At 41.4% G+C, this 13,580-nt stretch carries 13 protein-coding genes; 1 reads left to right on the forward strand and 12 read right to left on the reverse strand.

Annotated features, from left to right (window positions below):
* Window positions 1–58: 58 nt before the first annotated feature.
* Together RCP16_RS16150 and RCP16_RS16155 are read right to left on the reverse strand one after the other, a co-directional pair.
* Window positions 59–1,432 (reverse strand): hypothetical protein, encoded by a 1,374-nt coding sequence (locus tag RCP16_RS16150; RefSeq protein WP_308640808.1) that lies wholly within the window; start codon window positions 1,430–1,432, stop codon window positions 59–61.
* Window positions 1,433–1,737: 305 nt separating this feature from the next.
* Window positions 1,738–2,481: an IclR family transcriptional regulator gene (locus tag RCP16_RS16155; protein ID WP_069329416.1), complete on the reverse strand. Its 744-nt coding sequence runs from the start codon at window positions 2,479–2,481 to the stop codon at window positions 1,738–1,740.
* A gap of 268 nt (window positions 2,482–2,749) precedes the next feature.
* Between RCP16_RS16155 and RCP16_RS16160 the strand changes: the two genes are divergently transcribed.
* Entirely contained in the window at window positions 2,750–3,847 is a 1,098-nt protein-coding gene (locus RCP16_RS16160; RefSeq protein WP_308640809.1) for an alpha/beta hydrolase, read from the forward strand.
* 83 nt (window positions 3,848–3,930) lie between these two features.
* On the opposite strand, the gene RCP16_RS16165 is transcribed toward RCP16_RS16160, so the two are convergent.
* The 10 genes from RCP16_RS16165 to RCP16_RS16210 all read right to left on the reverse strand — a co-directional run bounded on the left by RCP16_RS16165 (window position 3,931) and on the right by RCP16_RS16210 (window position 13,562).
* The gene (locus RCP16_RS16165; protein ID WP_308640810.1) at window positions 3,931–4,797 is read right to left on the reverse strand and encodes an SDR family oxidoreductase; all 867 of its coding nucleotides are present in this window, start codon (window positions 4,795–4,797) and stop codon (window positions 3,931–3,933) included.
* 106 nt (window positions 4,798–4,903) lie between these two features.
* Window positions 4,904–6,253: a F390 synthetase-related protein gene (locus RCP16_RS16170; RefSeq protein WP_308640811.1), complete on the reverse strand. Its 1,350-nt coding sequence runs from the start codon at window positions 6,251–6,253 to the stop codon at window positions 4,904–4,906.
* Window positions 6,250–7,155 carry an MBL fold metallo-hydrolase gene (locus RCP16_RS16175; RefSeq protein ID WP_308640812.1) on the reverse strand — a complete coding sequence of 302 codons (906 nt, stop codon included), beginning with the start codon at window positions 7,153–7,155 and terminating at the stop codon, window positions 6,250–6,252. Before RCP16_RS16175 ends, RCP16_RS16170 begins: the two co-directional genes overlap by 4 nt.
* Window positions 7,152–8,144, reverse strand: coding sequence for an NAD-dependent epimerase/dehydratase family protein (locus RCP16_RS16180; protein ID WP_308640813.1), 993 nt, complete (start codon window positions 8,142–8,144; stop codon window positions 7,152–7,154). Before RCP16_RS16180 ends, RCP16_RS16175 begins: the two co-directional genes overlap by 4 nt.
* Window positions 8,141–9,436 (reverse strand): ATP-grasp domain-containing protein, encoded by a 1,296-nt coding sequence (locus RCP16_RS16185; RefSeq protein ID WP_308640814.1) that lies wholly within the window; start codon window positions 9,434–9,436, stop codon window positions 8,141–8,143. Before RCP16_RS16185 ends, RCP16_RS16180 begins: the two co-directional genes overlap by 4 nt.
* Window positions 9,426–10,424 carry a beta-ketoacyl-ACP synthase III gene (locus tag RCP16_RS16190; protein ID WP_137224957.1) on the reverse strand — a complete coding sequence of 333 codons (999 nt, stop codon included), beginning with the start codon at window positions 10,422–10,424 and terminating at the stop codon, window positions 9,426–9,428. Before RCP16_RS16190 ends, RCP16_RS16185 begins: the two co-directional genes overlap by 11 nt.
* Before the next feature lie 55 nt (window positions 10,425–10,479).
* Complete coding sequence (locus RCP16_RS16195) at window positions 10,480–11,325, reverse strand: lipoate--protein ligase family protein (RefSeq protein ID WP_308640815.1); 846 nt, start codon at window positions 11,323–11,325, stop codon at window positions 10,480–10,482.
* A 129-nt stretch (window positions 11,326–11,454) separates the two neighbouring features.
* Window positions 11,455–12,048 carry a GTP cyclohydrolase I FolE gene (gene folE, locus RCP16_RS16200; RefSeq protein ID WP_069329427.1) on the reverse strand — a complete coding sequence of 198 codons (594 nt, stop codon included), beginning with the start codon at window positions 12,046–12,048 and terminating at the stop codon, window positions 11,455–11,457.
* Between the two features lie 60 nt (window positions 12,049–12,108).
* Window positions 12,109–12,387: a YneF family protein gene (locus RCP16_RS16205; protein WP_069329428.1), complete on the reverse strand. Its 279-nt coding sequence runs from the start codon at window positions 12,385–12,387 to the stop codon at window positions 12,109–12,111.
* A 140-nt stretch (window positions 12,388–12,527) separates the two neighbouring features.
* Window positions 12,528–13,562 (reverse strand): HD-GYP domain-containing protein, encoded by a 1,035-nt coding sequence (locus RCP16_RS16210; RefSeq protein ID WP_069329429.1) that lies wholly within the window; start codon window positions 13,560–13,562, stop codon window positions 12,528–12,530.
* Window positions 13,563–13,580 lie beyond the last annotated feature (18 nt).

Below are 13,580 nucleotides of genomic sequence, written 5' to 3' on the forward strand. Positions count from 1 at the left end.
TTATATAGGGAAATTACTGATAGCTAAGACCGCTTAACGTATAGCCATATTATTTATTTTATAAAAAATGATCTATCTTTACATATTTATTAGCGGCTTGTTGATACCATGTTAATTGTGGAATCCATTGATTATCATAATCTTTCATATATATAGAAAATAGAACTAAATTCTGACTATAATTCTCTATTTTTTGAGTAGCTGTTACTTCAGAACCTTTCATATCCTTATCCAAATGCCAAGTGACATAGCCATGAATATATAGATCTTGATTACCTCTTTGCATCGTATAGATCACATTTTCACTATAACCATTCACATGAATATGTTTGGCAGAAGTGGCTGTCTTTGGATTTCCTCTACCTGCATTCCAATTGTTGTGCACCATCGAAATATAATTATTCGGGGTTCCTACTACTGTCGAATGAAGATATACAACAGGGCTAGGGTTCGTTTCCCTCATCTCTGAATACAAGCCATCTAAACGGCGATTTAGAAATAGCAAGTTGTCATTTAGATTTTTCAATAAATAATTCAATAGATGTCCCCTTGATAAATATTTAAATCCATTCAAATATTCTGAAAGTTGAGGAGCGACTACTACTAGCATCGGATCTGCCTGAATTCTAGCATCTGTCATATCCAGTTGAGTTTTCGTTTGGTCGAGATACTGTTGGAGATACTGCTCCATAGCATCAATTGGCGTCATATCTATTGCCATTGGTGCATTGGCTTGGGATAAAGAACTCATCTGATTATAGGCTAATAACGTGGTCTGCATCGATTTCGGAAAAATAGCCCACTGAAATTTAAGTACTTTTAAACGGGACTTCACTTCTTCTTTGGTGACATGTTGTTCTACGCTATCATAAAAAATAGTTGTTTCTCCATCCTCTTTATCCATTACAGCATTTAAAGAAAATTTTTGTAATACGTTACTTGCTATTTGTTTTATTTGCTCATAAGCTAATTCTTTATTTTCGATAAAAGAAATAGCTTGGTCGTATTCGTCAATCTCTTGTTGCAAGATAGCTGTAAATAACGCAATATCTAATCCGTATTGCTCACGAGCAGCCGTTATTTTTTCTTTAACCCCTACTTTGTCAAAAGCAATCATCAAATCAGCAGGTGTTGTTTTTTGACCATCTATACGGAGCCTGCGCTGAATAATTGCAGGTTGAAGCGATTGATCTGTATTAAGAGTCGATATTAACATCATTTGAGTAACTGCTTGATTACCCATTTGTTTTTGCAAATGAGGTAGAGCTGAAGGATACATAGACATAGGATGTGTTGCATCTTGAGTAAGCATCTGTTGTGTGACCGCTTGTAATTGGATCGGTGTAGAAGTATTAGAGGTATACAAATGGGCTTTGGGATGCGGGAGTTTTTTGGACGTATGATCTGTTTTTGAAGAAGGGTAAGCATACATGCTTTGAATTCCTCCTTATTCTTAATAGATATTTATTTAAATATCATAGATCGTGTTAAATAGAGGGCTTGATCATAAATGTTGTTCTGATTGTATCATACCTTGGTACTCTCTATGTTTAATATAGGAAAAAATGCTCCACATGATTTATTTCCAGATCAAAAAAACCTGCTGATGAATCAACAGGTTGAGATATGATTTCATACTATCTACACATTAATCTATAATAACACCTCTAAAACATAATTAAAAATCTAACTAAAATAAGACTTTACTGCGTGTGATCCTTATGAGCAGAACATTGCTTATCTTAATTTAAAGCCCATCTCTTGCGCCGCTTGAATCAATACTGGTGCATATTCATGCAGTTTATCCATCGACAAACGACTGACAGGCCCTGAAAGAGATAACGAAGCTCGTAATGCTCCTGTTCGATCAAAAATCGGTACAGCAACCGCTGCGGCTCCCGGTTCACGCTCTTCATAACTGGTTGAATATCCGTTACGCTGCACTTCTGCAAGCTGTTGACGATAATGCTCAACATCTACGGTAAGCGGCCAATCTGGACTATTTAACAGTTCTTCTTGCTGTTCACTACTGGAAAAAGCGACTAACACTTTACTGGATGCTCCTACTGTCAAAGGCAATCGTGCTCCTACTGGTGCAACACGTCGTACCGCCTGATTACTTTGCACCGCTTGAATCCGTAAGCGCTCGTCTCCATCTCGCAAGTACAGGCTGATCGTTTCGCCCAATTGTTCACGCAATTCTTCCATATCTGCAAGCAATAACAACGCAGGGTCATCGTTTTGTGACAGGTGAGTCGATAACTCCCAGATTTTGATCCCTAGACGGTATTTATCTGTACTGCTATTGCGAATGACAAAGCCTTTTTCTTCTAACGTAGCTAATAACCGATGTACCGTACTTTTGTGTAATCCAATTTCCGTAGCAATCTCGGTGAGTCCAAGATCGCTCGTTCGGGTAAAACACAGTAATATGTCTAACGCACGTTCTACTGCTCGTACAGTCAACTTGCGATCTTCCATTGTTGTCGCCTCCGCATTTGAATCTGTTTACAACGAATACTGTCTATTTTTGTAAGTTTCACTCAATGAAACTTGGTTACATAAATTATATCGAAGCTAGCTCTAATCGTAAAGAGAAATACGTCGATAATAAGGAAGAAGACGATCATCTAACATTGACTTTGCTGAACTAGACTTTTACCATAAGTAGATATTGTCGAATCAAATCGGTTAACGCAACAATGAAGATGAGATACAACTACAAACTTTTAATTCTAGGAGGGGCAAGATGTCCAGTACTTTGCAAAAAAATGCAAAGCCCCATTCGTCTGAGCTAGAAGAGACACCTCCTGTAGTTTCACCAAGACAGATTCGAATAAAGCATGTTGTGGTAGCTTTTGTGTTATCCATAGTGTTTTTTTTCCTGTTTTGCTTTGTGGCACTGCATGCCTATATTGCTTGGGTGCTGTCTAATCCGACAGTAGCAAGTGTCTACTCTAATCCAATGCAGGCAAAAGGAATGGCTTACGAAGATGTAACATTCCCGGCAGCGGATGACAGCCGGATGATGCAAGGTTGGTATATTCCAGCGGAACAGAAATCGTCCAAAACGATTGTGTTTAGCCACGGATATGGTGCAAATCGAGAAGAAACATGGATTCCGATGTACGATCTCGCTCATTATGCGCATAAGCTTAATTTTAATGTGATTATGTTTGATTATGGATTTGCCGCTAAAACAAACAAAGAAGTCGCAACAGGTGGTAAAAAAGAATCGCAACAATTACTCGGAGCGATTCAACTTGCCAAACAAAAAGGTTCTCAAGAAATTGTCGTCTGGGGATTCTCGATGGGAGCAGGTACAGCTCTACAAGCAGGTCTCAAAACAAAAGATGTGACTGCGATGATTTTGGACAGTACCTTCTTGTTAGAACCGGATACACTCTACTATAATATCCAGCAACAGTTGGATCTTCCACGACATCCATCGCTGGAAATTCTGGAATTTCTATTACCTATTGTTAACGGAACAAGCTTGAACCAGATTCCATATCAACAGGTGAAAAAGGAAGATTATCCATTTCCTATTTTCTTTATTCATGGGACAAACGATGATAAAGCTCCTTACCAGATAGCAGAGCAACTTGCAGCCAATCAGACGAATCCTGATTCAGGAAGCTGGGTGATCCAGGGTGCTCATCATGAACTGGAATTCCGTGAACATCCACGAGAATATTTACGCAAAGTCTCAGATTTCTTAAGTAGTCTAAATCTAGCGGAAGAAGAAGACGTTAATAATGAACCGTTACTGAATGATGAATTGTCTAACAGTCCTTCGTCTACTTCCAGTTCATCCACTTCTACTAAAGAGAACACAAATAAGTAAATAATCACTGTATTGCAAAAAGCACAATTCTACCTTAACGATAGGTGAATTGTGCTTTTGTTTTGTATTCATTGAAAAGTCTCTTAAGACTTCAACACTCGACCGATCATCCATTCGAGCACACGCCATGGTAATAGTTTGCGTGCCCAGATCATGATGTGAGAACCTTCTCCAATAGCATAGCGTAACTTTGGAGAACGCTTATCTACAATTTTCCCGACAAGATCAGCGACTTCTTGCGGATCAGGAGCGGATGCTGCGGATTTACGAGAATAACGCAATACTGCTTCTAAGCGAGATTGATAAGGTGAATGAGGGGCTGTATGGATATCAGCTAGCCCTTTTTCCCAGATTGATGTCCGGTATGAACCGGGTTCTACTAATACCACTTTGATATTAAATTCAGCCACCTCATGACGCAAGCTTTCACTAAATCCTTCGATTGCGAATTTGGAAGTGGCATACGGTGCATATCCGGGAAAAGCAGATAGTCCACTCACACTGCTCATATTAATAATATAGCCCTGCTTTTGCTCACGCATCATCGGAAGAACCGCTTGAGTCATTGCTATCAGTCCAAACACATTCGTTTCCAGTTGTGCACGCCATGTCTCCATCGGTACATGTTCGATAAATCCACCTACAGCATACCCTGCATTATTGATAAGAATGTCTATATTTCCATACTGCTGTTGGATAGTTATGACTGCAATCTGAATAGATAAAGAATCGGTCACATCCAGCTGGATATAATGAATACGGTCAGTGATTCCTTTTTGCTCAGCGATACGTGCCAGTTCTACGTTGCGTGTCAAATCTCGCATTGTAGCAATAACAGTAATTCCTTTTTCTGCTAATAAGACCGCAATCAACAATCCAAATCCACTTGATGTGCCTGTCACCAAAGCGATACGTTTGCGTTCCAATGACGCTTCTACTTGGTTGGACATAAGATCCTCCTTTATCTACTTTATGTCTGAATATACTACTTTATTTTAGAATGATCCTATTTCATTTCGATATAGAAAATAGCTATAGAGCTACTTATCTACTGACTCACAACGCCCACTTTCGTTCGACTCGCCGTAACTTTATGATTCCGGGCGTGAACTCATATGCTGTAAAGGTAATCGCTGGCATGACGGCTTGTAAAGTATCGCAGATATGCTGGATACGATGAATGATTTGCGCTTCGACAGCTTGATCCTGTGCTATATGATCTGTTTTTCCAGTAAGACGATAGCTGATTTCCAGTTGGTTGATCTGATACTGGATCACACGATAATGTTCAATACCTGCGGAAGCTCCTATAATCGCTCTTGTGATCAGATCAGGGAATAGCGGTACTTTTTCTGCTGTCGTCTGATGAGTGACATAAAGAATATCGTCGCATCGTCCTTCAATCTGTTCGATAGTAAGCATCGGTGATCCACAAGGACAAGGCTCTGCGGCTTCGGTCAGAATATCATTTAAACGATACCGTATAATCGGTTGAGATACCCGCGAGAAGTCCGTGATAATCGGTACAAACCGTCTGCTTTGCTGATCCAACATTTCTTTCTCAATATGTACAATATCTTCGTTCAGATGCAGATTACCATATTCGCACGTCGCTCCGAGGAAACCTTCTGTACACTGATACACCTGATGTACTTTTTGCATAAAAACAGATTCAATATATTGACGATCCAAAGGATCTAATACTTCTGCCACCGAAATGATTTTGCGTGGCTCTATCGTTAACAAGCCTGATGATTGCTGCTCTGCTAATAAACGCAACATGGAAGCAGGCGCAATCAATAGACTCGGTCGGTATCGTTCAAGCTGCTCAATATGCGTTGTGATCGGTACCAATAGATCGAAATAACAAAATTGCAGTTTTCCTTTTTGTACCGATTCATACAGATTACTATTCGCTCTCAAAAAGAACGCAATCTTCTCAGGTTGCCGAATGCCTCCGGGTAACAACTTGGCAAGCACGGTCCCTGTCCATTGTGCTTGTTCTTGGGGACTCACTAGAAATAACCCTCGATTACCTGATGTACCCGAAGACAACCCAATAGTCACTCCTTGCAAAGTAGGTTCAAAATCTCGTGTCTGCTCTGCTTGATCGGCAATCTCCATCGCTTCTCTTTTGGCAATATCCAGCGTATTCAATTGATCAAAATGCTCCATCATTATCGACTTATCTATCAACGGAAAGTCACGCCACTGATCATCAGTTATCCCTTGCCACAATTGCTGATAAAAAGGAGATTTTTGCCGTATATAAAGCACATGCTTGATAATTTTCTTTTCTTGCCATTGCTCAATCTCTGCTCGACTGTTCCACCCTTTACGATAACGAGTACATACATAATGATAAAGGATACGCATCGTATTGGTGAGTTCGCTTAATCTTTTCACAACCATCGCCCTCCCCACTGCTGTAATGCCTGTTTACAATGACTAGGCACGATCCGAATAGATGGAGATGAGAGGTGCAACTGACGTAATTTTTGGAGATTAAGCCTATATTGCTGACGATCTGACATAATCATACCTGCCAGAAAATGAGGCGGACGATTCTCAGTAAAAGCGATACTAGACCATACGGTATCCGCACATAACAAATAATCATCAGTGGTTGTCGATACCAATAGTCCGATCATCCCTTCTGCATGACCAGACAATTCAATAGCGATCAGACTTCCATCTCCCAATATATCGTACCCCGTTTGCCACGGAAATTCTTGTGTAATCAGATCGTTGTCTCGGGATACATCATGTACAAGATGACTATATAGCAATGAGGTTAATGGTTGAGAATCTGATCGATGCAACACACGCGAGCGCTCAGTGAGATCATCCGGCAATAAACCTGCTAGAAATCCTGCTTTGACTGCTCGGATCGAACTCAAATCTTTGACCGCTTGATACGATTCGGAAAGATATATAAATGTTGCTTGCGGAAAGTCTTTTGCTCCAGCAATATGATCTCCATGAAAATGCGACAAGATCACATACCTAATCTGATCTGCCATAATGCCTTGCTGTTGCAATTGCGAAATGACCGAATCCTCTTCCTGATAGATCACCGGTGTAATATAACGGTACAACCATTGCGGTAACGTGGCTGTTTCTTCAAAAAAGCGCGCACTATATCCTGTATCAAATAAGATATACCCGTGCTCAGGATGCTGAATACAAGCAAACCCTGCTGGAAATGATACGGCTCGTAGAGAACCGCCTTGTAATGTCAAAAATTCAGGATGAGTACAATATCCAGCTGCTCCGATCCATAATCGCACTGCTGATGAAGTGATCATTGAGCACACCACCAATCTGCAAATCGCTCTAACCCTTGATCGACACTGATACGAGGCATATAACCTAATTGTTGCTGTGCTAACGAGATATCCAGTGTATGAGGTACCGCAATCGACCCTACACTATAACGAGTCAATGGAGGCTCGCCTAGCGCTGGGAATAGACGATACACAGCTTCCATTCCTCCTGCGATCAGATGGGCTACCGAATAAGGTACATTTCGAGTATGTAAAGGTATATCTAAGCGTTCAAATAAACGCGACAACAATTCGACAAACGCAATCGGTTCACTATTGGATATATTGTACGCCTGTCCAAGCGCTGTCTGTGGTGCTTTTACACCTAGTAACATTGCATCGACAACATTATCTACATAGGTCAGATCTATCGGCGCACGCCCCCCTTGTAATAAGGGCACACCGGATTGACGATTGACTTCTAATAACCGTGGAAATAACGTCTGATCCATCGGTCCAAAAATCGCACGCGGACGAATCATAATTGAAGCTAAACCTTGCTTTTTATAAGCTTGCAATACAATCTGTTCAGCTAATAATTTGGTTGCCGCATAATGATTGACTGACTTACGAGGTAAAGGATCGGATTCTCGAATCCCGTAGTGAGCTTTGCCATCAAAATAAATACTGGGTGTAGACACATGAATCAATCGCTGGACATCATACCGAATACAACCATCAACAATATGTTGAGTGGTTTTTACATTGCTTTGATAAAATTGTTGATATTTGCCCCACGGCGAAGACAATGCAGCACAATGAAAAACGATATCTTGTCCTTTACAAGCTTGTATCGCTTGCTCTGCATTCCCTAAATCATAATAATTCATCTGTACGCCAATACGTTCTAATGCTTGTCCACGGCTTTCATCTCGCCCTGTTCCATGAACATCCCAGCCTAGTTCAACTAATCGTCTGGCTAGATGTCCACCCAAAAATCCTGTTGCCCCGGTAATTAATGCTCTGGTCATAAGCTCTCCTTTCCATTCCATTCGATATCATGGGTTAATGCTTCAGTCAGTGAAATACGCTCTGTACGACAAGTTCGCAACGCTTGAGCGACTAATCGAAATTGCTCCCAAAATGGCTTGCGATCGTCTGCCTGATAGACCACATCTGTCACCCTTTGTAGACCGTTCCACCAGTTTTTCCAAGCTTGCCAATCCCGGTTGTATTTGATGCCTGCTATCCACATCGGTAACGTCAATACTCTAGCTGTTCCTACGGCTGGCATAATTACTTGACCACTTTGCGCTATTGACTCAGGATCTAGCAATGCTTGAATCACTTGATCTTGACGTTGAAAAAGATGAATACCACTGGTCGTTCGTGGATTGCATTCAATCGGATATAGAATGCCTGTCGAATCTTCTTCAATAAAATCAAAACTAATCTGTCCGCTAAAAGCAGTATTGGATAGATGTGCATGATCTACAGATATCCCTTGAACAAATTGGCATACCCACTCGTACGCTTTATTATGCTCTATAGCTTCAAAATATACACTCGCTCCTGTACGTGATGTTCTATAGTTACTTGTATACGTAGCATGAGCGATCACGATACCTTTATGTACAAGACTATAGGTACAGATAGCTTTCCCCTTGATATATTGCTGAGCAATCCAAGCTGATAATTCATATTGTTTATTCATTACTGTTGTTTCTGTTGTTATCATTGTATTTGCTGTAGTCTTTTGCTTTTTTGAAGCTATAATACGTCTGCGTTCCCACGGCATAATCACTCGCGATGCAAATCTAGAATAAATCGGTTTCCGCACAAATGTATGACCTTCTGCATCAGGCACCGAATAATCATAAGACTCTGTTGAAGGCTCTGCTACCGAGAAAGTGTTCGGAGCGACTTGATTATTCATTATCACTTGTTCAATAAATTTTCCTTTGTGATGCAGAGTATGCAGTGTAGAGAGCGAAGGTGTAAGCACTCGACAAACCCTTTGCAATCGTTCCAGACCTTGCGCAATATAAAAAATCTCTTCACATGTCGGTAGCAAAAGATCGATCTGATGCTCTATGATCAATTGCTCTAATGCAGACAGATATAATTGCGGTTGTTGGCGGGGCGGTGGCACTTGAAAACTCTCCACCACAGCACTCGATACACGGCACAGATGATACCTACTACTTTCAGCCACATAGACATAATGACCGTTACGATGCAAAAGGCGAGCCCACTCAAGCGCTACAGGAGCACGTCCACCTGTAATCAATATCCGTTGCGGTGTGACTGGCTCAGTACTCAAGCACCATTCCTCCTAATGATAATCCTGCCGCTGTTCCCATTAATAGAATGCGATCGCCACGTTCTATTCTTCCTTGTACAATCGCTTCGTGAATGCCCATCGGAATAGAGGCAGCTATCGTATTTCCATGATTAAGAGTGATATCGAGAAATTGTTGTTTGCTAATACCTAACTTTTTGCGTATCAGGCGCATTGCCATAGCACTACCCTGATGAGGAATAACCAATTTGAAATCTTCCATTTTGGTATGAGATTGCTCTAACAATTGATCAATAAAGTCAGGTAATAATCGGGAAGCCATGCGGAAGATTTTCTGTCCATCCATAAAAAATAAAAAGGATTCTGCTAGATCTTTTTGCAAATGAGCAGGCAATCGTGTACCTCCACCTTGAATTTCGGAATAACGTGCGCCTTTACTGTAGGTTTGAAGCGAAGTATGTATAATTCGAGCAGACTCTTCTGGCGCAGATGCACCAATAATCACAGCGGCTGCTCCATCTCCGAATAAAGCTGCACTTTCTTTATTTTCCCAATTAAGCCCTGCCGATGCAATCTCTGTAGCTACCAAAAGAACATACCGATATCGTCCTGCGGCTACCAGATAAGACATCGTATCCAAGCCGACCAAAAAGCTTAAGCAGGTCGCATCAATATCAAAAGCAGGCACACCTGACTCTTCTTGTCCCATCGCTTGCTGGATAAATACCGCTGTGCTTGGTAATGGCTGTTCTTTGGTTCCACTTGTACATACGAGACAATCCATATCTGCAAATGTAAGACCTGCTGCATCCAAAGCATCTTGCGCCGCTTGTGCACCCATCATCGAAGCTGTCTCACCTTCACTCACATAATATCTGGTGCCCACCCCTGTCGCTTTGTGCGTCCAACCTGCTTGTACTCCTAGCTTCTGATCCAATTCTTCATCGGTTACTGCACGCTTCGGTAAATATTTACCGGTTCCTACGATTTTCACTTTGCGTAATTGCATGATAGACCTCTTTTCTTATTCAATCCCGTTCTTAATTCACTTCTACTTCGGTTCTCTATTCGTCATATCGTTGGATCAAGTACTCTTCCATCTGTTGAATATCTTGTGGTGAAAATAAAGTCTGTTCCTTGATCATTTCAATCGATTGACCTTCTGCTAAAATAGATTTTAATTGCTCTGTATATGAAGTTACATCGGGTACTTGCGCTAATTCAGATAGACTGCCCATCGTGCCTTGTTGTACAACAGGATATCCTTTGTCCTGCTCCCCTACTGCCAGATCATAAAAGCGCCGAATCCCTGCGGACAATTCATCTCCACTTCCTTCTACAATAATAAAAGCTGTAACAATATAGGCTTTGGCTTGTCTACGCTGAGCTATACCGCAGAACTTGCGTCCAGCAATACTCACATCATAATCTCCCGGACAAAATGCTCCTTCGATCTCACCCACATGAGCATGTGCATTCCACGGATCGACTGCTCGACTGATCCAATCCGCCATAAAGCGAAAATCGCGATGAATACTAATATTGCGCTTAGGATTAGGGAGTATAATCGATAGATTCAAAATACCGGGATGTAAAGGAACTGCCGCACCACCTGAAGGACGTACACAGACCGATGTACCCTTTTGCCGAAATTGTTCCATTGCTTGTGTAGCGTACGTCAATCGCCGATCACGCAGACCAATCGCCATACCATCTGTATGTCGCCAGAGATGAATCACAGGAGGATGCCCTTGCCCCACTTGACGACACATTAACTCTTCCCATGCTAATGGTGCTAATATCGAATCTCCTTGCTCTACCAATGGTCGTTCTACCCATACCGCCTGTTCCAAACCTACAGGCACATCGATTAATGTAGGGATAGAATGTCGATGATTGTCTGCTGACATCATGATTCCTCCACTTCAGTTGCTTGATTCTAATCATTGTATTATATCAGTTTCTATATGTCCTCTACATAAAAAAATGGCAGGAACACTGCCATTCGGCATCATCCCTACCATTTTTGAATAGTTTGTTTAGTCTTTAATCAATGCTAAAAATTCAGCACGTAATGGTGCATCTGTACGGAATCCACCGCGAACTGCGGAAGTGATCGTTTTACTACCTGGCTTTTTAACACCTCGTGCACACATGCATAGATGTTCGCCTTCAACCACAACCATAACGCCTGTTGGATCAAGTACTTCCACCAATATATCTGCGATTTGAGAAGTAATACGTTCTTGAACTTGTAGACGACGACTGACAGCTTCGACCAGACGAGCGAATTTGCTTAAGCCTGCAATTTTACCGCTAGGTACATAACCGATATGCACTTTGCCGAAAAAAGGAGCCATATGATGCTCACATTGACTGTAATAGACAATGTCTTTAACGATAACCATTTCTTCGTGATTCTCGTTAAAAGTTACACCTAGCGCTTCTCTAGGATCTACGCTATAACCAGCAAAAATCTCCTCGTACATACGAGTAACACGTGCAGGCGTATCAAGCAAACCTTCACGTTCTGTATCTTCTCCGATCAATTTCAAAATCTGACGGATATGGTCTTCAATCTGTGCACGGTTTTCACCGACATCAAGATTGGTATAATCTTTGATACCAGCCATAGTGACCTCCTCTTCCCATTACAAGGTCTTTATGGACCTGATCCCTGTGATGCTACTTGCTTATCTTCTGCGTTTACCTGTATTTCCGCGACCCATAGGAGGCATTTTAGCTTTAGGCGCTTTGCCACCTTGTGGATTATTTTTCATCATTTGTTGAGCTTGTTGCATCTGCTTACCATTCAGGTTGTAACCCATTTGCTTCGCCATTTTTTGCAAAGCTGCTGGATCGTTTTGCATTTTTTCCATCTGTTTGCGCAAATAATATGCACCAATAAAAAAGCCGCCAATCAGACCGACAATCAAAGTCACGATTGGAATGACCCAGTTTAACCACGTCATAACTGCCACCCCTGTAGATGAATTATAGTGTGAAGTTCCTTGTAAAAGGGTACACTAGGCCCTTAACCGATAAAGGCAGGAACAGCATTTATCATACCATTTCCGTGATCGGCTTAGCAAACATTTTCAATCGTTAGAAGTTACATCATAACCGCTTCAATAAATGTAGTCGTTGCATTCGCCAGATCAATTTCTTTGACGTCTAGATCGCCACCACTTCCGCTTACAATGCGTACCACCGGACGACCGGGTAAGCCACGATGTTGTCTGACGATCACACCTGTTTCTTTATTTGATAATCGCACACCTGTACCATTAGGATAAACCGAGATAATACGTGTAAATTCCACTAACACATCATGATCTAACATACGATCCGATTGAGCCATCATTTCTTCGCAAGCTTGATGAGGCAATAATCCCTGTCCACCGTTGTCTTTGGATGTAATCAGATTATCATAAGTATTCGCTGTGGCTACAATACGAGCATACACATGAATTTCTTCTTCATTAAGTCCACGCGGCTTGCCTTTGCCATCCATTCGTTCATGATGTTGAAGCGCAATATGAGCAATCATTAAGTTGAATTCTCGCTTGGTTTTGATGAGTTCGAATCCACGCCATGTATGATGGTTTTTGGAACCAATCTCCAGATCATCTTCCGCTATCTTTGAAAATTTACCGACATCATGCAGTAAAGCCCCTGTTGCTAAATCTTTCAGTTGATGTTGATTAAGTCCCATATTCATACCCATCATAGCGGATAAAAGACAGACATTCATCGCATGTACATATTGCACATTATCGTTTGTTTTGATATCAGTTAATTGCACCTGTACTTCACGCATACTTGTAATATCTTCAAGCAATTGTTCAATACTAAAAGCTACTTTATTCGGACTCCATTCTTTACCGGAACGAACAGCATCGAACGTATCACTCATTTCACGGATCATCATCTGTTTGGTCGCTTCGCTGAGTACCTCTTCCATTTCAATATCAGCAAAGTTCTCATCTTGAATATACAACATCGTGACCCCGATCCGATTGAGCGTGTTAATCATATAGACGGTCAGTTGTACACCAGCAGACAATAGAATCGCTCCATTACCTGAATAAATCGCTTTGCCTAAATATTGCCCTGTCTCTACTTTATCGATGTTTACGTACCTCATGGGAAGTCTCCTTTACCG

The organism is Paenibacillus nuruki, assembly GCF_963311185.1.
Lineage (GTDB): Bacteria > Bacillota > Bacilli > Paenibacillales > Paenibacillaceae > Saccharibacillus > Saccharibacillus nuruki.

Excerpts from the sequence above, each read along its gene's own strand:
- RCP16_RS16150 (WP_308640808.1), bottom strand. The coding sequence starts at position 1,432 with ATGTATGCTTACCCTTCTTCAAAAACAGATCATACGTCCAAAAAACTC.
- RCP16_RS16180 (WP_308640813.1), bottom strand. The coding sequence starts at position 8,144 with ATGACCAGAGCATTAATTACCGGGGCAACAGGATTTTTGGGTGGACAT.
- RCP16_RS16190 (WP_137224957.1), bottom strand. The coding sequence starts at position 10,424 with ATGCAATTACGCAAAGTGAAAATCGTAGGAACCGGTAAATATTTACCG.
- RCP16_RS16160 (WP_308640809.1), top strand. The coding sequence starts at position 2,750 with ATGTCCAGTACTTTGCAAAAAAATGCAAAGCCCCATTCGTCTGAGCTA.
- RCP16_RS16205 (WP_069329428.1), bottom strand. The coding sequence starts at position 12,387 with ATGACGTGGTTAAACTGGGTCATTCCAATCGTGACTTTGATTGTCGGT.
- folE (WP_069329427.1), bottom strand. The coding sequence starts at position 12,048 with ATGGCTGGTATCAAAGATTATACCAATCTTGATGTCGGTGAAAACCGT.
- RCP16_RS16155 (WP_069329416.1), bottom strand. The coding sequence starts at position 2,481 with ATGGAAGATCGCAAGTTGACTGTACGAGCAGTAGAACGTGCGTTAGAC.
- RCP16_RS16165 (WP_308640810.1), bottom strand. The coding sequence starts at position 4,797 with ATGTCCAACCAAGTAGAAGCGTCATTGGAACGCAAACGTATCGCTTTG.
- RCP16_RS16195 (WP_308640815.1), bottom strand. The coding sequence starts at position 11,325 with ATGTCAGCAGACAATCATCGACATTCTATCCCTACATTAATCGATGTG.
- RCP16_RS16210 (WP_069329429.1), bottom strand. The coding sequence starts at position 13,562 with ATGAGGTACGTAAACATCGATAAAGTAGAGACAGGGCAATATTTAGGC.
- RCP16_RS16175 (WP_308640812.1), bottom strand. The coding sequence starts at position 7,155 with ATGATCACTTCATCAGCAGTGCGATTATGGATCGGAGCAGCTGGATAT.